Genomic DNA, 22302 nt, shown 5'->3' with positions numbered 1-22302 from the left:
CGTGCCCAAGATCGACGTCCGATCCCTGTTCTCGCCCACCGTATTGCTGGCGCTGGCACTGATGACCATCATCGTGATGATGATCTTGCCGATGCCCGCCTGGGTGCTGGATGTGGGGCTGGCCGCGTCTTTTGCGCTGGCCATTCTGATCTTTACCCTGACCCTGTTTATCGAGCGTCCGCTGGATTTCTCGTCCTTCCCGACGATCCTGCTTGCGTCGCTGATGTTGCGCCTGTCGCTGAACGTATCCTCGACCAAGCTGATCATCGGTCAGGGCCATACCGGCCCCAATGCCGCCGGGGATGTGATCGAAGGGTTCGCCAATTTTGTCATGGGCGGCAGTATCTTTCTGGGGCTGGTGGTGTTCGGCGTGCTGCTGATCGTGAACTTCATGGTCATCACCAAAGGCGCTGCCCGCATGGCCGAGGTCGGCGCGCGCTTTGCGCTGGACGGGATGCCCGGCAAGCAGCTGGCCATCGACAGCGACATGTCCGCCGGGGCCATCGACCACCAGCAGGCCAAGGAACGGCGCGAGCGGGAACAGCAGGAAACCACCTTTTTCGGCTCGCTGGATGGCGCGTCCAAATTCGTCAAGGGTGACGCGATTGCCGGGTTGCTGATCACGCTTTTGAACCTTGTTATGGGTCTGGTGATGGGCGTGATCGTGCACGGCATGCCGGTCGCCTCGGCGTTTGAGACCTATGCCATCCTGACTGTCGGAGATGGTCTGGTTTCGCAGATTCCAGCCGTGATCATTTCGATTGCCTCGGCGTTGCTATTGGCGCGGGGCGGCACGCAAGGGGCAACCGACAACGCCATCTTCTCGCAACTGGGTAAACACCCCGCCGCGCTGGCAACCGTGGCCGTTCTGATGGTCCTGTTTGCTCTGGTGCCGGGCCTGCCGTTTTTGCCTTTCATTCTGGGGGCCGGCGTTCTGGGCTATGCCGCCTATCACGTCCACCGCACCCAAAAAGCCGCCGCGCTGGAACCCGAAACCCCATCGTCCGAGGTGGATGCACCCGTGTCTCAGGCCATCGGAGACATCCTGGATCTGGACGACGTACATCTGGAGTTTGCGCCCGATCTGGTCAGCATGGTGTTGAACCAGGGCACCGGGCTGGATGCGCGGATTGCCAATATGCGGACCTATGTCGCCTCGACCTTTGGTCTGATCCTGCCCGAGATTCGCCTGACCGACCCCGCCGACCTGCCAACCGGCACATATGTGATCAAGGTTCAGGGGGTAGAACAGGCGCGCGGGGTCCTGAACCCCGATCTGGTTCTGGCGCTGGTGCAGGACGGCTTTGACCTGCTGCCCGACGGCAACGACGTGACCGAGCCTGTCTACGGCGCGCCTGCCCGCTGGATTCTGCCCAAAGATCAGGAGGATGCAGCGCTGAGCGGGGCCACCATCGTCTCACCGCCTGAGATTCTGGCGACCCATCTGCTGGAGATCATAAAACAGAACTTCCCGCGCCTGCTGACGCTGAAATCCCTGCGCCGTCTGCTGTCCGAGATGACCCGCCTTAGCGATCCGGTCCGGGCCGAGGCCAACCGCAAGCTGCTGGACGAATTGATCCCCGACAAAGTTCCTATCGACACGCTGCACGCCGTCCTGCGCCTGCTGCTGGACGAACGCGTCTCGATCAGAAACATGGCCCTGATCCTGGAAAGCGTGGCCGAGGCGCGGATGACCACCACCCAGCCCGAAGGGATTTGCGAGATCGTCCGCCAAAGGCTTGGCTTCCAACTGGTCGCCGAGATGAAACGAGAGGACGGATCGATCCCGCTGATCCAACTTGCCCCGGAATGGGAGGATACGTTCGCCACCTACCAGATCGACGCCCCCAATGCCGGGCTGGATGTCGCGCTGCCGCCCAACCTGTTCAACAAACTGGCAGATGGCGTCGTGACCAGCGTGGCGAAATCGGCAGATAGCGGGCTGTTCCCGGCCATCGTCACCTCGACCCGCCGCCGCCGGTTGCTGCGCACGATCATGCAGGCGCGGGGCGTGGCCAACCCGGTCCTGTCGTTCGAGGAAATCGGGCTTGAGGCTCGGCCGTCTCTGGTCGGAACGGTTCCGGCGTGATCGCCCTACCCCCGGAATTGCTGAACCAGATCGGCGTCAGCCTGTGGCATCTGTTTGCGGTGTTTCTGCGGGTTTCGGCCTTTGTCTCGCTGCTGCCCGCGTTCGGCGAACGCAGCATCCCGGTGCGCGTCAAACTGGGTCTTTCGATGGCCTTTACCCTGATCATCGCGCCCGCAATTGACGCACCTGAGCTGGCCGCCGGTTTCCCGCAGATGGTCCGGCTGGTGGGGACAGAGGTGCTGATCGGGATGGCCCTCGGCATTGGGTTGCGATTGTTTGTGCTGGCCCTGCAAACCGCTGGGTCCATTGCAGCACAATCGACCTCGCTGTCGCAGCTTCTGGGCGGGGCCGTAATCGATCCGATGCCGGCGATGGGGTACTTTCTGATGCTGGCCGGTCTGACGCTGGCCGTGATCATGGGACTGCACATCCGGGCCGCGCAATTTCTGATCCACAGCTACGCGATGTTCCCGATGGGGATGCTTCCGGCACCATCGGATCTGTCCCACTGGGGGGTGCAACAGATCGCGCACAGCTTCAGCCTGGCTTTTGCGCTGGCCACCCCGTTTGTGATCGCCTCGCTGATCTACAATCTGGCCCTTGGCGTGATCAACCGTGCCATGCCGCAGCTGATGGTGGCCTTTGTCAGCGCCCCTGCCATCACCTTTGCCGGGCTGTTCCTGCTGTTTGCCGGGGCACCGCTGATCCTGTCGGTGTGGTCAGACGCCCTGAACGCCTTCCTTCTCAACCCGACCGGGGGAAGGCCATGAGCGGACCCGACGACGACAGCGACAAATCCTTTGAACCCACCCCGCAAAAGCTGCAAAAAGCGCGCGAAAAGGGAGAGGTGGCTAAGTCCAGCGATCTGTCCGTTGTCGCGGGATATACCGGTCTGGTCATCGCGCTGCTGGCGGCGGGGCAGTACGCAGCCCAACATCTGGGCACGCTGTTTGTTGTGCTGGTTGACCAGTCTGATGCGTTGTCTCAACTGGTCGCGACCGGGCCTGCCTCCGCGCCGGTTGCCGGGTTGCTTCTGGGCTCACTGGTGCCGGTCTCGATGCTTTTTGCACTACCCGCCGCGGCGGTCTTGCTCAGCCTGATTGCCCAGCGCGCGCTGATCTTTGCACCTACCAAGCTGAAACCCAAGCTCTCGCGCATCTCGCTTGTGTCGAATGCAAAAAACAAATTCGGACGCGGCGGCCTGTTCGAATTTGCCAAGAGTTTTGCCAAGCTGCTGATCTATGGCACCTGCCTGGCCTTGTTCCTGAAGGCCAATCTGACCGAGATCATCTCGGCCAGCGCAGCACCTGCAAAATCGTCGATCCTGTTGATGATGAACCTGCTGTTTCGCTTCCTGTTCATCGTGATCGTCATTGCGCTGGCCATCGGTGTGATCGATTACCTTTGGCAATATGCCGAGCACATGCGCAAGAACCGCATGTCGCGCAAGGAAATCCAGGATGAGACCAAAGATGCCGAGGGCGATCCGCATGTCAAACAACAGCGCCGCCAGCGCGCGCAGGACATTGCAACCAACCAGATGATGTCCGATGTGCCCAAGGCGGATGTGGTGATCGTCAACCCTACCCATTTCGCGGTCGCGCTGAAATGGTCCCGCGCCGCAGGCGCAGCCCCTGTCTGCGTTGCCAAAGGCGTGGATGAGGTGGCGGCGGCCATCCGATCCGCCGCCAGCGAGGCCGGGGTCCCGATCCACTCGGATCCGCCAACTGCCCGCGCGCTGCACGCGACCGTCGAGATCGGTCAGGAAATCGCCGAGGAACACTACCGCCCGGTCGCCGCCGCAATTCGATTTGCCGAGGCGATGCGCAAACGTGCAAAAGGTCAGATCAGATGAACCGGAAAAAACTGTCCGACCTGCAACGCGCCACTGATGCCGTGTTTCAGAAAAACTATCAGACCCTGCGCCCGGTGATCGAGGCCGAAGCCCGCGTGCAGCAGCAGCTTGCGTCGCTGAACTCACAGGTTGCAGAGGTGCGGCGCGACAGTGCCTCGGCCGAAGGGTATCAGGTCACCGGGACGGATATTCTGTGGAACGGGTGGGAATCCGCAACCCGTCGCCAGTTGAACACCGACCTCGCCCGTCTGCGGGCGCAGAAACTAGCCGCGATCGAACAACTTCGGGCGGCGTTCGGACGTCAACAGGCAATGCGTTCGATCTCCGACCAGTATCAACAAGAACATCGGGTGGCTCAGGCCAGGAAACTGTCAAATCAACAGTAGCCCCGGGGCCCAATCGGATCGGGCCGGAGGTTCTTGGGTTCAGGTATCCTGCCGGTTGACGCTCATGATCAGAACTTGGGATACATCCGCGCCAAGGTCCTTTTGCGCCACCTCCAGCAGCGCTTTACGCAGGACGGTCAGGGTGTCCGATTCCGTAAAGATGCCGTCAAAACCACCAGTATTGGCGTGATCGAACAGCACCTGCAAAAACCCGTCCCTCAGCTTCGGCTCGATGGCATAGAAGGTTTCGGTGATAGCAGGGTTCGCCTCAAGGCTTAGCGACATCGTCACCATGGCCGAGATCTGATCATCCTTCACCACCGGCACGACAAATTGCTTGGTCAGTTTCAGATACTCAAAGCCACCCGCCTTGTCCCCTTTGTCGGATTTCTTGTCGGCCTTTTGTTCTTTGGCCTCTGTCTTCTTTTCGTCCTTCGCGTCAGACGCAACTGATGGCGGTTTTTCAGGGGTCAGGAATTTCGCAGCACCAATACCGGCACCCAGACCTACCAACAGGAAAACGACAGGCAGCAACAACTTCATCATGTGCGCACCTCAATACGGAAGAATCGAGTCAAGGATCTGCTGGCCAAGGCGCGGCTGCTGGACATCGGTGATTTGCCCGCGCCCACCGTAAGACACGCGCGCCGAGGCGATCTTGTCATATGTGATCTCATTCTTGCGCGAGATATCCTGCGGGCGGACGTAGCCGGCAACCAAAAGCTCTCGCAGTTCGAAGTTCACGCGCAGTTCTTGTGAACCCGAGATCGAAAGAACCCCGTTTGGCAACACGTCCAGCACCGTGGCCGCAACCCGCAAAGTCAGCTTTTCATTACGCCGCACCGACCCCCGGCCCGAGCTTGAGGAATCCGACTCGATCCCGACTGCATCGTCCAGGGTCGCCCCTTCGGGCAAGTGTTCTTCGGCCCGTTGCGGCAGCCCGAACAGATTGGGGATCTCAAGGCTTTCCGAACCGGAGCGGGACCGGCTGGTGTTGTTGGAAAACTCGGCCTCTTCGTCCAGTTCGATCACAACGGTCAGAATATCGCCTTTCTTGATCGCCCGCTGATCGCCCAGCAGGGATTGCTGCCCGCCGCTCCAAAGCGAGGATCTGTCGACCACCCGCTGCGTCTGCGTGTGCAGGGGCAGACCCGGCCAAAGCATCGCCACCTGTTCCGGCGACTCCTCATTCGGGGTGAAGCTTGGCGGTTTGCCCAGATGGTCCAGCCGACCGCAGGCGGAAAGCGCAAAGATTGTCAGCAGAAGGGGTTTTGACAGTCCAGTCATTATTTTACCTCGATTTGTCCGTCGGGCCGGATCAGGCCGGTGACCGTTGTGCGGGAGGACAGGTTCATGACGCGGATACGCTCACCCACCGCGCCACGCCCCAGCGCCCGGCCTTCGGTAGAGATCGACAGGGGTTGGCGGTTGAAAACCAGAACAACCAGATCATTGCGATCCACGATGGCAGGCGGGCCGACATCCACCGCGCGTACGGGGCGACCGGGGTAAAGGGCGATCCGCGCCTCTAGCCCGATCAACGCGCCCGGATCACTGATGGCGCCGGGCAAATCCGTCGCTTTCAGTTCAAGGTCCGCAGCCGAGATCACCTCTTTCGCGCGGATCGTGCGGGTCGGGACCACGATATCCGCCAATGCAGCCAGGGGTGCGCCCATCAGGCAGATCAGAATCACCAACCGCATCACCGCACCTGCGTTGTCGCGCCCATCATCTGATCGACGGCGGTGATAACCTTGGCATTCATCTCATAGCCACGCTGCGCCTCGATCAACTCGGTCACTTCGCGCACGGCATCGACCGAGCTGTCTTCCAGATAGCCTTGTCGCAGCGTACCCAACCCGTCCTCACCGGGCAGGCCCAGGATCGGCGCGCCCGAGGCTTCGGTTTCGCGGAACAGATTGCTGCCAATGGCCTCAAGCCCCTTGGCATTCGAGAAACTGGCCAGTGAGAATTCACCCAGCAATTGCCCTTCGGGCGTGTCGTCAAAATAGGCATAAACCTCGCCCGAGGCGTTGATCGAGATTGATCGGGCGTCATCCGGGATCGTGATTTCAGGCGCGACGGCGAACCCGTCCGAGGTCACGATCAGACCCTCAGCCGAGCGTTTCAGGCTGCCATCCCGCGTATAGGCGGACTGACCGTTGGGCAGCGCCACCTCCAGATAACCACGGCCTTCGATGGCCACGTCCAGATCACTGCCCGTGGCCGACAGCGCACCCTGTGCCAGTTGCACCGTGACGGCGGCAGGTCGGACGCCAAGGCCCAGTTGGATACCGGTCGGCAATACAGTTCCGTCCGATGCGTTGACCGCGCCCGCGCGGGCCATCTGTTGGTAGTGCAGATCGGCAAACTCCGCACGGCGGGCGTTGTAACCGGTGGTGTTCATGTTCGCGAGGTTGTTCGAGATCGTCTCAACCCGCATCTGCTGTGCGGTCATGCCAGTGGCTGCGATTTTCAAAGCACGCATTTCAAAATCTCCTTGTTCAGATCAGCGCATCAGCGCGTCGAGGGCCCCGCGCAGGCGCTCATCCTCGGTTTCCAGAAAGCTTTGTCCCAGCTCATAGGCGCGCTGGATTTCGACCAGACGCGCGACCTGCTGGATTGCATTGACGTTCGAGCCCTCGAGGAACCGATGCACGACCACGGGTTCATCGACGGCGTCGATCCCACCATCGGCACGGAACCGCGTGTTGCCTTCGCGGACCAGAGTCTCGGGGTCGTCCACCTGATAGACACCGATCTGGCCCAGAAGCTGCCCCTCGACACTCAGCGTGCCATCAGCACCGACGTCGATCGAGGCCGCATCGGGCGGGATGAAAACGGGTGAGCCGTTGCTGTCCAGAACACGCGCGCCGTCCATCGCCACCAGATCACCCTGCGCGTTTGGCGTAAAACTGCCCGCCCGCGTCAGACGATTGCCCTCGGGGGTTTCGACCATGAAGAACCCCTCGCCTTCGATGGCGAAATCGAACTGCCCGCCAGTCTCGGTCAGAACGCCCTGATGCAGGGACGTATTGCGCGCCTCGGCCCGGCTCATCGACAGGGACGGATTGCCCGGCATGTCGCGCACGAATTCCGAGAACACCAACCCTTGTGCGCGGTAGCCGGTGGTGTTGGCATTGGCGATGTTGTTCGCCACCAGCCGCATTTCGTTCATCAGCCCGGATTGACGGGACAGGGTGACATAGGCGGTATCCATCAGCGACCTCCTGCGATCAGCGGAACCAGAGTTCCCGTGAAAAACGTGACAAGCGTCTGGGTCATGAAGCCCATGGAAATCCAGAACACGACGACAATGGCGATCAGTTTGGGAACGAAGGTCAGCGTCATCTCCTGCACCGAGGTCAGTGCCTGGAACAGGCCGACGATCAGACCGGACACCAGCGCCACGGCCAGAATCGGGACCGAGGTGATCACCGCGACCCACAGCGCCTGACGCACGATGTCGTAGAACAGACCTTCGCTCAGCATCGTTCAGACCGGCATCCGCAGGATTTCCTGATAGGCTTCGACCACCTTGTTGCGCACGATAACGGCGGTTTCGACGGCCAGTTCGGTCTGCGCCAGAGCCTGCACCAAGGCATGCGGATCGGCCTGTCCGGTCATCGCAGCCTGAGACATCTGCTCGCTGTGTTTCAGCGTTGCCGCAAAGTCCTGAAACGTCGCGCGCATTCCCTGCGCCATGCCGGCATAATCCGGGTCGGCCTGCGTTGCGGGGCGCGCGCCAGCATAGTTCCGTGCGGCGGTAAGTGATCGGATATCCATTCTGGCGTTCCTTTATTTCCGGAGTAATTCCATCAGCGACGACGACATTTTGCGCGTCTGGTCGAACATCTTGAGATTGGCCTCGTAACTGCGCTGCGCCTCGCGCGCGTCGGCGATCTCGATCATCAGATCGACATTCGAGCCCAGATAATGACCGCTTTCATCCGCCATCGGATGGCTGGGGTCGTGAACGCGCTGCAAATCGCGGCGATCCAGTTGCACGCGCCCGGCCTGCACCATTGCCTTGCCATCCTTCTGCACCGTCTCGAACGGGACCGTTTTGCGCCGGTAGCCGGGAGTATCCGCGTTCGAGATATTCTCGGACACATGACGCAGCCGGGCCGCCTGCGCCCGCAGGGCACTGGCCGATGCGGTGAGAGAGTGGGAAAAATCGCTCATCTCCGATTAACCCCGACCCAGACTGGTGCGCAGAATGCCCATCGAGGATTTGTAGATCGTCAGCGCCCGGTCATGTTGCCGTTTGACGTCAACTGCTTTCAGCATTTCCTCTTCCAGCGACACACCGTTGCCGTTGGGATCACCTTTCGGCTCGGCAGTGTATTCGGCCCAGTTTTGCCCGGACATGCCGCCGTTCAGATGGCCCTGCCGAGTGGCCGTCATTTCGGCCCCGGGCCCGGTGTTTTCGAATGCTGTTTGAAAGGCTTCGATATCGCGCGGCTGATAGCCCGGCGTATCTGCGTTGGCCATGTTGCGCGCGATGACGGCCTGCCGTTGCCCGGCATGGGTTGCCATTGCGTACGCTGTCTTAAAGACGTTCAGGTCATAGAACATCGGGGCTTCTCCCTCGATCAATTTCAATCAAGGCTTAACCCCGATTCCTTTAGAAACAGTTTTCAGAACTCAGTTGGAGAACCCACGATGTCAGATCTCGACCCGATGCTTCTGAAATGCGAATTCGACCGGATGGCCGCGACCCGACATGTCGGGCTGGCGTCCGGCGTCGCGCAAGGCGTCATAGAAATCAACGGTTTGACCCAGCAGGCGCGAATCGGGGATCTGCTGACGCTGAAACGCCGCTCGGGCCCCGATCTGACGGGTGAGGTGCTGCATGTGGGCGCCGATCATATTCACATGATGCCCGGCGGCGCGCCGGATGGGGTCAGCCTTGGGGACCGAGTGATTCTGAACCCCTCACCCGGATTTGCGCCGGGGATGCATTGGCTGGGGCGGGTGATCGACCCGTTTGGTGCCCCGCTGGATGGCAAACCGCTGCTGGGCGGAACGCAGGAGAGGGACATCGTGCAAGCCCCGCCCCCGGCCGTAAATCGCAAGCCGCTGGGGGCGCGGATGGCGACCGGTCTGGCGGCGCTCAACACCATGCTGCCGATTGTGCGTGGGCAGCGGGTTGGGCTGTTCGCAGGCTCTGGCGTCGGGAAATCCACCCTGCTGGCCACGCTGGCGCGGTCGATGCAGGCTGACGTGGTCGTCGTGGCACTGGTGGGTGAGCGCGGGCGCGAAGTGAATGAGTTTGTCACCCATGCCCTAGGGTCCGAGGCCATGAAACGCGCCGTCGTTGTGGCGGCCACTTCGGACCAATCCGCCTTGGCGCGACGGCGTTGCGCTTGGTCGGCCATGGCCGTGGCCGAATACATGCGCGATCAGGGTCTGAACGTCCTGTTTCTGGCCGATTCCGTCACCCGCTTTGCCGAGGCGCATCGGGAAATTGCCGTTGCGATGGGTGAGGCCCCCTCGCTGCGCGGCTTCCCACCATCGGTCACGCCGCTGATTTCAAAGCTGTGCGAACGCGCCGGACCGGGCACGCATGAACAGGGCGACATTACTGCGGTGTTCAGCGTTCTGGTCGCCGGATCGGATATGGACGAACCCATTGCCGACATCCTGCGCGGCGTGCTGGACGGCCATATCGTGCTGAGCCGCGAGATCGCCGAACGCGGCCGCTTTCCCGCGATTGATCTCAGCCGGTCGGTCTCGCGCAGTCTGCCGGCGGCGGCGACCGAGGCCGAGAATCAGATGATCGCCGAGGCCCGGAAACTGGTCGGCAGCTATGAGCAATCCGAGGTGATGATCAAAGCCGGGCTTTATACAGAAGGCTCTGATCCCCTGCTGGATCAGGCGGTCCGGGTGCATGACGATCTGGATGGTTTCTTTGGCAAAACCGATCCGGACGGGATTGAAAACAGCTTCAACCGCCTGTCCCTGATCCTGCGCCGCGCGTCTGCTGGACTGCCGCGGTAAGTGAACTCTGAACAGTTTTAAGTGTTAAGCCCACCTTAAGACCTGCGCTGCTACCCCTGAGCTTGGGTGATAAAAAGGTGGTGGAGATGGGTGCGCAGACCAATGCGGCGCCAATCATCATCAAGAAGAAGCGTGTGTCAGGTGGCGATGGCCATCACGGTGGCGCGTGGAAGGTCGCGTATGCGGACTTTGTCACGGCCATGATGGCCTTCTTCATGTTGATGTGGCTGCTGAACGCAACGACCGAAACGCAACGCAAGGGGCTGGCGGATTACTTCTCGCCGACGATCCCGATCAGCCCCGATTCCGGCGGCGGTGACGGGGCCTTTGGCGGCGACAGCATGTTTTCGGAAAACACTCTGGTCTCGGACGGCAAGGGTGCGACCAACCGCTTTCCGACCGAAGCGCACAAGGCGCGCGGGACAACCGGCCTGGACGCGGATGGCGGCGGCAAAGGGGCGCAGCAGGATTTCTCGACGCTCGAGGCGCAGTTGCTGGGGCGTACCGGAGAAAGCGCGGTGTCGGACAAGCTGCTCAAGCACATTGTCACCCGCGTCACCGACGAAGGCCTGATTGTCGAGTTGTTCGATACCGAGGATCAGCCGCTGTTCGAATCGGGCTCGGATACACCGACGCCGATCCTGCGGGCTTTGAGTTTGCTCATCGCACGCGCCTCGGATCTGGTTACGAATTCCGTTGCCGTGGAGGGTCATGTCGGCGCTTCGCCCGTCGTGCTGGCGCGTAATCCTGCCTGGGATCTGTCGACCTCGCGCGCGCAGGCGGTGCGTCAGATGCTGCAGGACAAAGGCGTTGTGGCACAGCGACTTGATCGGGTCACGGGACATGCCGATCGCAAGCTGCACAGCGACAACCCGATGGCCCCGCGCAACAACCGGATCGAGGTGATCTTTCTGCGCGCCCCCTAAAGGTAGGGCGCATTTTACCTGTTAGCGCGCTGTTAAGGGGCAGTGCGTTAGCTGTTGCATCAACGATTGACGCAACAGAAGGGCGTGCCGATGACAATTTCCTCTTCGCTGAATGCCGGTGTGGCGGCGCTGAGGGCCAATGCCAACAGGCTGGCCACCATATCCGACAATATCGCGAACTCTTCGACCTTCGGCTACAAACGGGTCGAGACGGATTTTCATTCGATGGTTACGTCCGGTCAGGGCGGCAGCTATTCCGCCGGTGGCGTCAGGACCACCAGCCAACGGCTGATCGATCAGCGCGGCTCGCTGGTGACGACCAACAATTCGACCGATCTGGCGGTACGGGGGCGGGGAATGATCCCTGTGCACCCAAGTTCGCAGATCGCGGGCGGATCGAACGAGATGCTGCTGACCACAACCGGGTCGTTCCGCACCAATGACGAAGGATATCTTGTGACCGAAAGCGGCCTGGTGCTGCTGGGCTGGCGCGCGAATCCCGATGGGTCGATTCCAGCCGTGCCGCGCGACACCCCCGCCGCGCTGGAGCCCGTGCAGCTGAGCGTCAATCAGCTGTCCGGCGCACCCACAACGCAGATGAACCTACGCATGAACCTGCCTGCAACAGCGACCGATGCGGGCGCGCCCGGTGACGTGCAGCCCTTGTCGGTCGAATATTTCGACAATCTGGGCAAATCCGAAAGTGTCGATATTGAGCTGGTGCCGACGGTACCGGCCACCGGGTCCAGCAATGAATGGACGATGGTCCTGCGCGATTCGGCCTCGGGTGGCGCGGTGATCGGAGAGTACACGCTGACCTTCACCGACAGCCGCACCGCCGGGGGAACCCTCGCCAGCGTGACGACCGTTTCGGGCGGGGCCTATGATCCGACTACGGGCAGCGTCGTGGTCAATGTCGCAGGTGGCCCGATGGAGGTGAATATCGGCCAGATCGGCGACGCTGATGGTATTACGCAGCTGTCTGATACCTTCGCGCCTGTTTCGATCACACGCGATGGCTCGGCCGTGGGCACGATGACCAGTGTCGAGGTGGATGAGAACGGTTATGTCTTTGCGTTCTACGATACGGGTGTCAGCCGCCGGATGTTCCAGATCCCGCTGGCGGACGTTCCAAATCCCAATGGCCTGACCGCGCTGGACAGCCAAACCTATGCCCCATCGCGCGACAGCGGCACGTTCTTCCTTTGGAACGCGGGCGAAGGCCCGACCGGCAACCTGATTTCCTTCGCGCGCGAGGAATCCACCACCGACGTCGCAACCGAACTGACATCGCTGATCCAGACGCAGCGCGCCTATTCCTCGGGCGCGACCGTGATCCAGACGGTGGATGAGATGTTGCAGGAAACCACGAATATCAAACGGTAATCCGGGTTTCGGTGACGGGAAAGGTATGGCCTCATGAATATGTCGACAGCTTTGAACAATGCCTTGGGCGGGCTGACCGCAGCCAGTCGAGGGGCTGCCGTTGTGTCCGGCAATATCGCCAATGCGCTGACGCCCGGCTATGCACGCCGGTCTCTGGAACTGACCACCAGTCCGATCTCGGGCCATGGCGTGCGCGCCGCCGGTGTGATCCGTCACGAGAACCCCGTTCTGACCGCTAACCGACGCGCCACGGACGCCGATCTGTCGCAGCAAACGGCGCTTGCGGCGTTCCATACTCAGTTCGAACGCCTTGTGGGAACACCGGATGAGGCAACATCGCTGGCCGCCCGTTTGTCTGCCTTTGACAGCAGCCTGATAACGGCGGCTAGCCTGCCGGACTCCGCGCAGCGTCTGGATCAGGCCGCCCGTGCCGGGGATGATCTGGCGCGCGAGCTCAATAGGGTCTCGGAAGGGGTGCGTCAGGCGCGATCGGATGCGGATCGCAGGATTGGCGCTCAGATCGACAGCCTGAACCAGACGCTGCAGGACATCGAAGAGCTGAACGCCAAGATCCCCGCCATTCGCTATTCGGGTGGCGACATTGGCGCGTTGCTGGACCAGCGACAGGTGCTGATTGATCAGGTCAACGATCTGATCCCGGTGAACGTGATCCCGCGCGACAATGATCAGGTCTCGCTCTATTCCGATGGCGGGCTGATCCTGCTGGAAGGCAAGGCGGCAGAGTTCGCCTTTACCACCACGGGTGAGACAAAACCGCATATGACAGCGGCAAACGGGCTGCTCTCGGGGCTGGAAATGAACGGCAACCCGGTGCGCACCGGCGGTGACGCGGCGCAGATACGGGGCGGGGCCTTGGCGGCACAGTTTGCCATTCGGGATGATCTGGCCGTTGAGGCGCAGCTACAGCTGGACACCGTCGCGCGCGACCTGATCGAACGGTACGAAACGCCGGGGCTGGACCCAACCGTAGCCGCAACCGATCCGGGCCTGTTCACTGACGATGGAAACCGGTTCGATGCAACAATGGTGACAGGGCTGGCCTCTCGCATATCATTGAACGCAATCGTGGACCCGGATGCAGGCGGCGACAGTTGGAGGCTGCGCGCGGGTCTGGGGGCGGCAACACCGGGAAGCCCGGGCGATTCATCGCAATTGCAGGCCTTTGGCACCGTGCTGAATGACGCCCGGCCTGTTCCCGGCGCGTTGTTCGGAACCGGCAATATGCGCGCCGCCGAAGTGACCCAAGCACTGCTGTCCGAAGCTGGCGCAAACGCCCATCGCGCCGATCAGCGCCGCGCTTTCGCCAATGGCGCGCAGCAACAGATGGCGCAGATCGAGGCTGAACAAGGTGTTGATACCGATCAGGAACTGCAACGCCTGATGCAGATCGAACAGATCTATTCCGCAAATGCTCGGGTCATCACCGTCGTTGATGAGCTTATGGAAACACTGCTGAGGTTATGACAATGAACTTGACCGCTATAGGCGATCTGGCGCGCGGCATGACCCTGCGCAGCCGCGCCACCGAGATCAAAACCCAGATCGAAACCCTGTCCCACGAGATGTCGACCGGCAAGGTGCAGGATATCTCGGGGCATCTGGGGGGCGATTATTCCCATCTTCTGGATCTGGACCGCAGCCTTGCCCGGCTGGACGCCTTCAAGATCGCCACGACCGAGGCCGGGCTGTTCACCGATGTGATGCAGCAAAGCCTGGACACGTTTGATACGTCCTTGGCCGAGGTATCCGCCACGCTGTTGGCCTTTGGTACGGCCAATCAGACGGTCACGCACGAACAGGCCTCGGTTCAGGCCCGGAATGAGCTGGACACGATGATGTCGGCCTTGAACACACGGGTTGCCGGGCGCAGCCTGTATGCCGGAAATGCAACCGACATCTCACCTTTGGCATCCGCCGAAACCTTGCTGGCCGCACTGGAAACCGAGCTTTCAGGCCTCACCACCATGACCGATATCCGCACCGCAGCCGAGGATTGGTTCAACGACCCCGCAGGGTTCGATGCCGTGATCTACCAAGGATCGGACACCCCCCTCGCCCCCATGCAGATTGCCGAGAATGAGCGGATCACCCTCCCGATCACCGCCACCGACCCAACGTTCAAGGCCGCGCTGCGGGATACGGCCCTGGCCGCACTGGCGTCCGAGGATGCGCTGGCCTGGTCGCCGACCCTGCGCACCAGCATGTTCACGCAGCTGGGTGTCGATCTGGCCAACGCCAAGGACGAAACGGTGAAACTCCGGGCCGAAGTGGGCGCGGCCGAGGCACGGGTGGAGCAGGCGGCCACGCGCAACGCCTCGGCGCGCGTCAGTCTGGAATACAGCCGCAACGCGTTGATCGAGGCAGACCCGTATGAAACGGCAGCGCAGTTGCAAACCGTGCAGTTCCAACTGGAAAGCCTCTATTCGGTCACTGTGCGCAACGCCAACCTGTCGCTGGTAAACTTCCTGAGATGAGAGTTCTTGTTTTCCTTCTGATACTGCTTCTGCCCGGTTTCGCCTCTGCCGGGGCAATCCGCCTGAAGGACCTGGTGGATTTCGACGGTGTGCGCGGCAACGATCTGGTTGGCTACGGTCTGGTTGTTGGTCTGAATGGCACCGGGGACGGTCTGCGCAACTCGCCCTTCACCGAAGAGATCATGTCGAACATCCTTGAACGGCTGGGCGTGAATGTCACGGGTGAGGATTTTCGGCCCAAGAATGTGGCCGCCGTGCTGGTGACCGCCAGCCTACCGCCCTTTGCCCGCGTCGGGGGGCAGATTGACGTCACCGTTTCTGCGATTGGCGATTCCAACAGTCTTTTGGGCGGCACCCTGATCATGACCCCTCTGAACGCGGCGGATGGTCAGATTTACGCCGTAGCGCAGGGCACGGTTCTGGCAGGCGGCGCCGTGGCGGAAGGCGATGCGGCATCTGTCGTGCAAGGGGTTCCAACCTCCGGCGTGATCCCATCGGGCGCACGGGTCGAGCGTGAGATTGACTTCGACCTTTCAACCCTGACCCAGATGCGCCTTGCCCTGCGTGAGCCGGATTTCACCACCGCCGGACGGATCGAGGCCGCCATCAACACGGAATTCAATCGCGCCGTGGCAATCATGCGCGACTCGGGGACGGTCGAGTTGAACATTGCGGCGACGCAATCTGTCTCAACCGCGCATGCCCTTGGTCGGATCGAAAACATCCTTGTCGAACCGGAAACCAAGGCGCGGGTTGTTGTCGATCAACGGTCCGGCACGATTGTCATGGGGCAGGAGGTTCGCATTTCGCGCGTGGCGGTGTCGCAGGGTAACCTGACCCTGACGGTCGAAGAGGCACCGATTGCCGTGCAACCCAACCCCTTCGCCCGAGGTGAAACTGTCGTGGTCCCGCGTACCGTTGCTGGCATCGAAGAAGAAGAGGGCACCGGTCTGGCCGAGATACCCGAAGCCACCACATTGTCCGAGGTCGTGGCCGGGCTGAACGCCCTTGGCGTCTCGCCCCGCGACATGATCGACATTCTGAAAACGATCAAGGCCGCCGGGGCGCTTCATGCCGAATTCATAGTACGCTGAGGTGGCCTATTTCGATTTCCAGCTGTCCAGCCAGCGGCGGAAGCCGTTGCGCCTTTCCTCGATCGCATCACCAGCGGCATAGAGGCTGTCCTCGACATTTTCCATCATCGGGTCGATGCGACGCTGGCGGAACCTGCGCCAGCGTACCCAGATCGCCCAGAGGAGGGCGAAGAAGACGGTCAGGAAAATGATGTTGAACCATGGGATCAGGCGCACATCCGGCCCGTCCACATGCTTGATGGAGACCGCATTGGGAAAGATCGACATGAACTCGTTCCGCCAACCGTAATGCGTGACCGCCACCCAATCCGGGTCCGCTTTATCAGATATCGCGTCATTCGCCTCGGTATACAGGTTTGCCGTGTCGAACTTGAAATAGGGCGGCCAGCCCCAGCTGGTATCCTCGTTCCGGTAGACAATCGGCTTGCCATTGGCGCGCACGGCCTGAATGAACTGCACATCGCGGTTCGACAGGCTGGTCGATTGATCATCCGGTTCGGACCAGAAGATACGGGTCCAGTCGTTCAGGTCCTGCCGCTCTTCGTATGTGTTCACAATCCGCACGATATCGCGCTGCGGCAGAGAGTATTGCAGGACCACCGCAATCGTGCCCCAGAAGATGATGATCAATGCCCATTTCAAATAGGCCATGCCCTAACCCTCACATATAATTCACAATATAGATCAGCGCGCCGATCGCCACCCAAGGGACAATATAGACGCCCAGGATCAGTTTGCGCCGGAACGAATTGTCGTAGACGTGCAGCCCGCGTTCCACAAAGGCCTGTTTGTTGCCGCGCTTGCCCTTTTCGTCCCACCAGCTTTCCAGCTTGCGGCGGCGTGCGTTGCGCGAATAGAGCGACAGCGCAACATAGGCAACCGTCTGGATCACCAGCAGGATCAGAAACAGGCGCATCGCTCCGAACATCTCAGCCCTTCCTCACCGAACCCCAAGGCCCGACCCGCGCGATCACTGCCTTGCTGATCCGATCTTCGCCGGACATATCCGGCTCATGCCCGAACAGGGCCGCGCGGGCCCCGGCCTTGTCCACCTGATACTCGCGCGCGAGGAAGTCGGCAACATAGGCTTTCTTGGCCTCGGGCCACGTCTTATACGTGCTGTAGAACAGCTCTTTATGGCAGATGAACATCTGGCGCGGGTCCAGTGGGGCCAGTTCCGACAATAGCATATTCACAAGGTCCCGGTTTGGCGTATCGGCGGCCCGCAGTGTGTAGAAATAGGCCGGATGGTCCGAGGTGATGCGCGGCCACGGCCCGCCATCGGTCGCCCAGCGCAGCAGTTGCGCCAGACCGTGATACGCCTCGGGCAGGCGATCCGAATGATTGCGCGCCAGACGTCGCATGTCGCTGCGATCCAGCCCGGTCAGATCGACATCGGCATCTGCGGCGGCGGCGATGGTCAGGAAATCCATCTTCTGTTGCAGGATCGCGGCGGCATCTACACTGCGCGCCTTGACGATGGGTTCAACCAGATCGTTATAGTCCAGGAACTTGGCAATCTGGTTTCGTTGCGAAGGGCCAAAGACATATTTGATCGGCAGGTCGTCTGGTTTTTCGCCCATGCAAATCGCCGCCGGGTGGTCCAGATCGGGGAACAGATAGAGCCCACCGAAATGCGCCGTCCAGAAGTTGCGTTGCTCGAACGCAGTATGGCGCAGGTGGACCGGGTTGCGAGTGACGTCGCCGGTTTCCTTGGCCGTTTCGATCATTTTTGCGATCAATACGTCGTCGAACCACGCATCCTCTTCGGTCTTGAACCGTTCGACCATCCCCGCCAGTTGCTGTGCCTTGCGCAAGGTGCCGCCGGCGGTGTCAGCCTCAATCTCGATCTTGCGCAGGTTCAGCAGATCGCGGGGCGTGGTGAGTTTGATGACCGAGTTCACCAGTTCTCCGGCCACCGCATCGGTGGCGGTCAGGGCGAACAACTGCGCCTCGTTCATCTCGATAAACTCGCGCAGGATATCGCGCGAGGTCGAGAATTTGACGTTCAGCAGCGGCGCACGTTTCTGCTCGGTCGTCAGCAGGATGAACTGCCGGTTGACCCCATTGGGGTTGAGATAAAGCTCATCCTCCAGCTCAATCCCAACCTCTGGCGAATAGCCCGAGATATCCACATGGAAATCCGTCAGCGCCGTGGTCTTGCCCGCCAGATGCTGCAACGCTCGGTTATACCGCTCGACCAGAGCCGGGCTGGAGATGTGGACGAGGTTGCCGAACATCAGGCCTTTTTCGATGAGGCGGATCATGTTTCATTCTCAGCAAGAACTTGAGCGTCTAGTATATCCTGTTTAAGTCTTCGCCACTCGCCTCTCAAAAATTCATTGCTAACTCTAGAGAGTCGTATTTGCGTTTTCATTAGCGTCTCAGTGTCCGCTTCATTAAAGTCCGCTGTATACGCTTCATCCATAGCTTGAACGACGGCTAGCGCTTTTTTCTCTTCCAAGTTCAAACGCATGTAAATTTTCGTTCTAATCGCAAAGAGTTGGCTAATGTCGTCTATTCCGTCACGATGAAAAACTAGACGCGAAAACTCGGTTAAGTCGGAACGCATTTCGTCGATCCACTGTCTTCTGAATTCCGCGATTTTCAACTCAGATTGAACTTTTCTGTTGGCTTTTTCCCTTCTTTCAGCTGACTGGTTCGTTAACCTCGCCGTCAAAACAGCCAGCATAGAAACCAAGCTGAGAGTGCCTATTGAGATCAGTATGCCATCGAATTCCGATACAAAAAGCTCAATCTTATCAATCAATCCACCCGGGTACTTTGAAAGGGCTGCAAGGACGACTGGGGTAATCGCCAAAAAAGTTAAAACGGCAAGAACTACAACTAGCGCTATCACCCCTTCCCCTCCAGATACCGCCGCTTGGCCTCTTCCATCCGGCCCATGTCGCGGACGGCGTTTTCGATGGCGACCTCGTCGCTCTTGTCGGCATAGCGGAACTCGCTGTCAGCGTAGCGGTTGATCTCTTGCATCACCATCTCGACCGTGATCGGCTGGCGCAGGTCCTCGATCATGGCCTTCTTGGTGTCGTAGTCCCGGAACAGGAACAGGTCGGGGTTTTCCATCCACTCGTCGGGCAGTTCGAAATCCATCGCGCGGACCTTGACCGCGTCGGTGATGTTCTTGATCGCGCGGCCGGTGAACCGCTCATCCGCCTGTTGGATCGCCTTGAGGTAGGTGCCCAGCTTGGCGATCGTGTCCATCCGGCCGATCTCGCCAGAGACCCGGTCATAGACTTGCAACAAGGCGTCTTCGTGCGGGCGGGAGTGGCTTTCGAAACTGGCGGCGACGGCCTTTTTGATCTCCTGCGCGGCATAGGCGTCGTGTTCGCCCAGCGGGATGTCGTGGTTGCGGCCCATCAGCAGGTGCAGAATGTCGATGTAATCCTCGCGGGTCTGCGGCCCGTCCACAAGAAACCGCGCACCGGCCCGCTGGCGCAGGGCATCGTCCACATTCTCGGGGTAGTTCGAGAACATGCCAAAGGTGCAGTTGCCGCGCACGACGGTGTTGGCACCCGCAAAGCTTTCCATCAGCACGGCGGTGATTTCCAGTTGCCCGGCTGACGACTGCCGGTCGCCGCGTTTGCCCGCTAACTGGTCGATATCGTCGATGGTGCCGAAACCGATGACCGAGGGGTCTTGAACCGTGTTGATAAAGGCCTTGGCGTTCTGGCCGGACTTGCCCTGATAGCTGTCAATATTGTCGGTGCTCAGGTTCTGGTAGCGGAACGGATAGCCTGCGTTCTGGCAATAGTCGTTGATCAGCCCGGCCATCATCTGGATCAGGGTGGTCTTGCCGGTGCCCGGTTTGCCGTCGCCCATGAAGGTAAAGATGAACCCGCCGAGTTCCGCGAACGGGTTCAGGCGACGGTCGAAATCATAGGCCATCAGCATTTTGGCCAGCTTCATCGCCTGATACTTGGCGATATGGTTGCCGACCACCTCGTTCGGTTTCTTGAACGTCATGGTCAGGGTGGTGGATTTGGCCTTTGAGGCGGGTTCAAAGCCCCGGATCGTCAGATCATCAGCCTCAATATGCCAGGCGGCGTTCTGGAACGGGGCCAGATGACCTGCGGTCTGGGCACGCAGGGCGGCCTTATCCATCAATTGCTCGGCATAGGCACTGGTTACGGCGATCAGGTGGGTATCGTCGGGGGCGTGTTTGGCAAGGGTCTGGTCCAGCTCCCACAAAGCGCCATGCAGGGCGAGCTGGCCATTGTCGGTCAGAACCTCTTCGACCTCACCAATATCGACGGTGGTTTCGCCCAGATGCGAGGACATCAGATAAGCCAGCGCATTGCCGAACACGTGCGACGTAATCAGAGCCTCGGCCGTCAGCAATTCCGAGAATTCCGTCTTGCGGGCGGCGGGCAAGTCCCCGGCGAAGTTCGCGCGTTTCAGGTCGGCCAGCGGGGTCTGGTCCGCATAGGCCTCGGCCACGGCCAGAGCGATGGCAATGGCGCGTCGGATCGCCTGCTGCGTGGTAGCCTGCGGCGGAGAGACCAGCGTATCGCCATCATCCGAGGACTCGATCCGTTCGACCAGATGCACCCCATCTGCCCGCACGGTGCGCCGCGTCACCAGTCCCGGCGTGGTCGATCGAAACCGCCGCCCCGTTGACACACCCGGAGACCGCTCAACGGCGGCCTCAACCGCCTTGGCAATCCGCGGGGCGTGTTCAAACCCGTTCAGCAGGGCGGTCGCCGCCGGATAATGCTTGCGAATATCTGCTTCGCGCAATTCCATCTGATCTGACGTCAAACTCATTTCAAAACAGCCCTTGCTTCATCTTTTCAAAAATACTCCCGCCGGAGGCAAAAATTCTAATACCGCAACACCTGCCCCGACTTGCTGACCACGAACTTGCGCACATCCGCAAAGCCCGGCGGATTTCGCTCGGCCAGTACCTGAAACGGGCGCTGGGGCAGGATAATCGAGCGCTGCGTGCGCGTCGCCCCGGTCTCGGCCCCCTGCCCGCCAAACGGATCCAGCGCAAAGACCTCGCGCTCGACGGTGGAAAACCACCCGGCGCGTTCTTCGACAACGTCCTCGCTCTCCAACTCTTCCATGGTCCAGGCCAGCGCCCAGTCCTGCCCTTGCGGAGATTGCGCGTCCTCCAGCACCTGCCGCAGCGGGCCGGATTGCTCGGTATAGGCCGAGGAATACATCGGCCCCACATGGATGCGGCGCATGTGTTTGGGGTGCAGGTCGTCGAAATCCTGATCGAAGCCTTTGGCAATCGTCACCAGTTTCAACCCGCCCAGAGATTGCGCCATCAGATGGGCCTGCACCTCGGGCCAGCGGCGCTGGTCCTTGGGCAGGGCCGTCTTGCCGCTGTCCTCCAACTGCATCAGGTAAATGACCGGCAGGTTGATCTGGCTGTCATAGACCGCCCAGTGGATCAGGAACTTGCGTCGCTCGCCTTCGTTTCCGATCCAGTGGCATTCGGGATCATTGCGGGCCCAGAAAAGCTGACCTTTCAGCAATTCCTCGTAATAGAGCCTTTGCGACAGCGCGAATTGCAGCTTGGTGGGGATTGCCCGGTCGCCAATGATGGTGCGCACCATGTCGGTTTTCAGGTCGTCCTCGGACGGCATATTCGCCAGATGCACCTGCGCCTGTTGCACATCATTGGCCATGGTCAGCAACTCGGCCGCCACCGGAAACCCGCTGTCGCGCTTGTCCATGGCGAGGCTGCCAAAGAACCGCCCCGTATCGCGCCCGACCAGCAGGTATTTCATGCTGAGCGCCCGGAAGGTGTAGAGCAGCCCCGAGAGGTAACGCGACACGATCCGCACCTCTTGCTTACTGATCGCACCTTCGGCCTCCATCGTTGCGGCCACGCGCAAGAGGTGGACGGTGATCACCTCGAATTTGCGGAAATAGCGGCGCGAGGCGAAGGTGTCGGTCAGGCCGACATGGTCTTGGGTGGGGTTAGTCATTAGGGGATTTTCTATCACCGGTTCCACAGCATTGGTTGAGCCGCCAAGGCAGGAGAAAAACTTCTGAGATCAGGAACAACGCGAAAATGATAAGCCCGAAGATTA

The 22302-nt window shown here is 60.6% G+C and carries 25 protein-coding genes; 10 read left to right on the top strand and 15 right to left on the bottom strand.

Annotated features, from left to right (window positions below):
- Position 1 precedes the first annotated feature (1 nt).
- Genes flhA through ACR0E6_RS18375 form a run of 4 tightly spaced genes read left to right on the top strand, consistent with a single transcriptional unit; the run spans position 2 to position 4330 of the window.
- Positions 2-2089, top strand: a complete 2088-nt coding sequence (flhA, locus tag ACR0E6_RS18390; RefSeq protein ID WP_480585961.1) for a flagellar biosynthesis protein FlhA — start codon at positions 2-4, stop codon at positions 2087-2089.
- Positions 2086-2859, top strand: coding sequence for a flagellar biosynthetic protein FliR (locus ACR0E6_RS18385; protein WP_480585957.1), 774 nt, complete (start codon positions 2086-2088; stop codon positions 2857-2859). The genes flhA and ACR0E6_RS18385 overlap by 4 nt, the downstream gene beginning before the upstream one ends.
- Positions 2856-3944 (top strand): flagellar type III secretion system protein FlhB, encoded by a 1089-nt coding sequence (flhB, locus tag ACR0E6_RS18380; RefSeq protein WP_480585954.1) that lies wholly within the window; start codon positions 2856-2858, stop codon positions 3942-3944. The genes ACR0E6_RS18385 and flhB overlap by 4 nt, the downstream gene beginning before the upstream one ends.
- Complete coding sequence (locus tag ACR0E6_RS18375; RefSeq protein ID WP_480585951.1) at positions 3941-4330, top strand: hypothetical protein; 390 nt, start codon at positions 3941-3943, stop codon at positions 4328-4330. Before flhB ends, ACR0E6_RS18375 begins: the two co-directional genes overlap by 4 nt.
- A gap of 39 nt (positions 4331-4369) precedes the next feature.
- Here the strand turns inward: ACR0E6_RS18375 and ACR0E6_RS18370 are convergent, their stop codons facing one another.
- From ACR0E6_RS18370 to ACR0E6_RS18330, 9 genes are read right to left on the bottom strand one after another with little or no spacing between them, the layout of a single operon-like run.
- A complete protein-coding gene (locus tag ACR0E6_RS18370; protein WP_480585948.1) occupies positions 4370-4876 on the bottom strand; it encodes a flagellar basal body-associated protein FliL in 507 nt (168 codons plus the stop codon).
- Between the two features lie 9 nt (positions 4877-4885).
- Positions 4886-5617, bottom strand: coding sequence for a flagellar basal body L-ring protein FlgH (gene flgH / locus ACR0E6_RS18365; RefSeq protein WP_170455820.1), 732 nt, complete (start codon positions 5615-5617; stop codon positions 4886-4888).
- On the bottom strand, positions 5617-6033 hold the full coding sequence (gene flgA / locus ACR0E6_RS18360; protein WP_480585944.1) for a flagellar basal body P-ring formation chaperone FlgA: 417 nt from the start codon (positions 6031-6033) through the stop codon (positions 5617-5619). Before flgA ends, flgH begins: the two co-directional genes overlap by 1 nt.
- Positions 6033-6818, bottom strand: a complete 786-nt coding sequence (gene flgG, locus ACR0E6_RS18355; RefSeq protein WP_170455824.1) for a flagellar basal-body rod protein FlgG — start codon at positions 6816-6818, stop codon at positions 6033-6035. Before flgG ends, flgA begins: the two co-directional genes overlap by 1 nt.
- Before the next feature lie 21 nt (positions 6819-6839).
- Positions 6840-7550 carry a flagellar hook-basal body complex protein gene (locus ACR0E6_RS18350; RefSeq protein ID WP_480585941.1) on the bottom strand — a complete coding sequence of 237 codons (711 nt, stop codon included), beginning with the start codon at positions 7548-7550 and terminating at the stop codon, positions 6840-6842.
- Positions 7550-7822: a flagellar biosynthetic protein FliQ gene (locus ACR0E6_RS18345; protein ID WP_170455828.1), complete on the bottom strand. Its 273-nt coding sequence runs from the start codon at positions 7820-7822 to the stop codon at positions 7550-7552. The genes ACR0E6_RS18350 and ACR0E6_RS18345 overlap by 1 nt, the downstream gene beginning before the upstream one ends.
- A gap of 3 nt (positions 7823-7825) precedes the next feature.
- Positions 7826-8116 carry a flagellar hook-basal body complex protein FliE gene (fliE, locus tag ACR0E6_RS18340; protein ID WP_480585938.1) on the bottom strand — a complete coding sequence of 97 codons (291 nt, stop codon included), beginning with the start codon at positions 8114-8116 and terminating at the stop codon, positions 7826-7828.
- Between the two features lie 12 nt (positions 8117-8128).
- The gene (gene flgC / locus ACR0E6_RS18335) at positions 8129-8515 is read right to left on the bottom strand and encodes a flagellar basal body rod protein FlgC (RefSeq protein WP_170624761.1); all 387 of its coding nucleotides are present in this window, start codon (positions 8513-8515) and stop codon (positions 8129-8131) included.
- A 6-nt stretch (positions 8516-8521) separates the two neighbouring features.
- A complete protein-coding gene (locus ACR0E6_RS18330) occupies positions 8522-8908 on the bottom strand; it encodes a FlgB family protein (protein ID WP_480585934.1) in 387 nt (128 codons plus the stop codon).
- A gap of 87 nt (positions 8909-8995) precedes the next feature.
- On the opposite strand from ACR0E6_RS18330, the gene ACR0E6_RS18325 reads away from it, so the two are divergent.
- From ACR0E6_RS18325 to ACR0E6_RS18300, 6 genes are all read left to right on the top strand, one after another.
- Positions 8996-10333, top strand: coding sequence for a FliI/YscN family ATPase (locus ACR0E6_RS18325; protein WP_480585932.1), 1338 nt, complete (start codon positions 8996-8998; stop codon positions 10331-10333).
- Between the two features lie 86 nt (positions 10334-10419).
- On the top strand, positions 10420-11259 hold the full coding sequence (locus ACR0E6_RS18320) for a flagellar motor protein MotB (RefSeq protein WP_480585929.1): 840 nt from the start codon (positions 10420-10422) through the stop codon (positions 11257-11259).
- A gap of 90 nt (positions 11260-11349) precedes the next feature.
- Complete coding sequence (locus tag ACR0E6_RS18315) at positions 11350-12645, top strand: flagellar hook protein FlgE (protein WP_480585926.1); 1296 nt, start codon at positions 11350-11352, stop codon at positions 12643-12645.
- A 33-nt stretch (positions 12646-12678) separates the two neighbouring features.
- Positions 12679-14130, top strand: coding sequence for a flagellar hook-associated protein FlgK (gene flgK, locus ACR0E6_RS18310; protein WP_480585923.1), 1452 nt, complete (start codon positions 12679-12681; stop codon positions 14128-14130).
- A 2-nt stretch (positions 14131-14132) separates the two neighbouring features.
- Positions 14133-15140, top strand: coding sequence for a flagellin (locus tag ACR0E6_RS18305; RefSeq protein WP_170455844.1), 1008 nt, complete (start codon positions 14133-14135; stop codon positions 15138-15140).
- Positions 15137-16234, top strand: a complete 1098-nt coding sequence (locus ACR0E6_RS18300; RefSeq protein ID WP_170634505.1) for a flagellar basal body P-ring protein FlgI — start codon at positions 15137-15139, stop codon at positions 16232-16234. The genes ACR0E6_RS18305 and ACR0E6_RS18300 overlap by 4 nt, the downstream gene beginning before the upstream one ends.
- 6 nt (positions 16235-16240) lie before the next feature.
- Here the strand turns inward: ACR0E6_RS18300 and ACR0E6_RS18295 are convergent, their stop codons facing one another.
- The 6 genes from ACR0E6_RS18295 to ACR0E6_RS18270 are packed head-to-tail and all read right to left on the bottom strand — an operon-like array spanning position 16241 to position 22197.
- On the bottom strand, positions 16241-16885 hold the full coding sequence (locus ACR0E6_RS18295; RefSeq protein ID WP_170524247.1) for a DUF1523 family protein: 645 nt from the start codon (positions 16883-16885) through the stop codon (positions 16241-16243).
- Between the two features lie 10 nt (positions 16886-16895).
- Positions 16896-17162: a hypothetical protein gene (locus ACR0E6_RS18290; RefSeq protein ID WP_170738056.1), complete on the bottom strand. Its 267-nt coding sequence runs from the start codon at positions 17160-17162 to the stop codon at positions 16896-16898.
- A 1-nt stretch (position 17163) separates the two neighbouring features.
- Positions 17164-18501, bottom strand: a complete 1338-nt coding sequence (locus tag ACR0E6_RS18285; RefSeq protein ID WP_170738054.1) for a DUF6638 family protein — start codon at positions 18499-18501, stop codon at positions 17164-17166.
- Positions 18498-19094, bottom strand: coding sequence for a hypothetical protein (locus ACR0E6_RS18280; protein WP_480585918.1), 597 nt, complete (start codon positions 19092-19094; stop codon positions 18498-18500). The genes ACR0E6_RS18285 and ACR0E6_RS18280 overlap by 4 nt, the downstream gene beginning before the upstream one ends.
- On the bottom strand, positions 19091-21022 hold the full coding sequence (locus tag ACR0E6_RS18275; protein ID WP_480585915.1) for an AAA family ATPase: 1932 nt from the start codon (positions 21020-21022) through the stop codon (positions 19091-19093). The genes ACR0E6_RS18280 and ACR0E6_RS18275 overlap by 4 nt, the downstream gene beginning before the upstream one ends.
- A gap of 56 nt (positions 21023-21078) precedes the next feature.
- The gene (locus tag ACR0E6_RS18270; RefSeq protein ID WP_480585911.1) at positions 21079-22197 is read right to left on the bottom strand and encodes a hypothetical protein; all 1119 of its coding nucleotides are present in this window, start codon (positions 22195-22197) and stop codon (positions 21079-21081) included.
- Positions 22198-22302: the final 105 nt, after the last annotated feature.

The sequence above is a fragment of the Ruegeria sp. AP12 genome (genome assembly GCF_056540025.1).
Note: the sequence above shows the minus strand (reverse complement) of the source record. Positions and strands in the feature narration are given on the sequence as shown.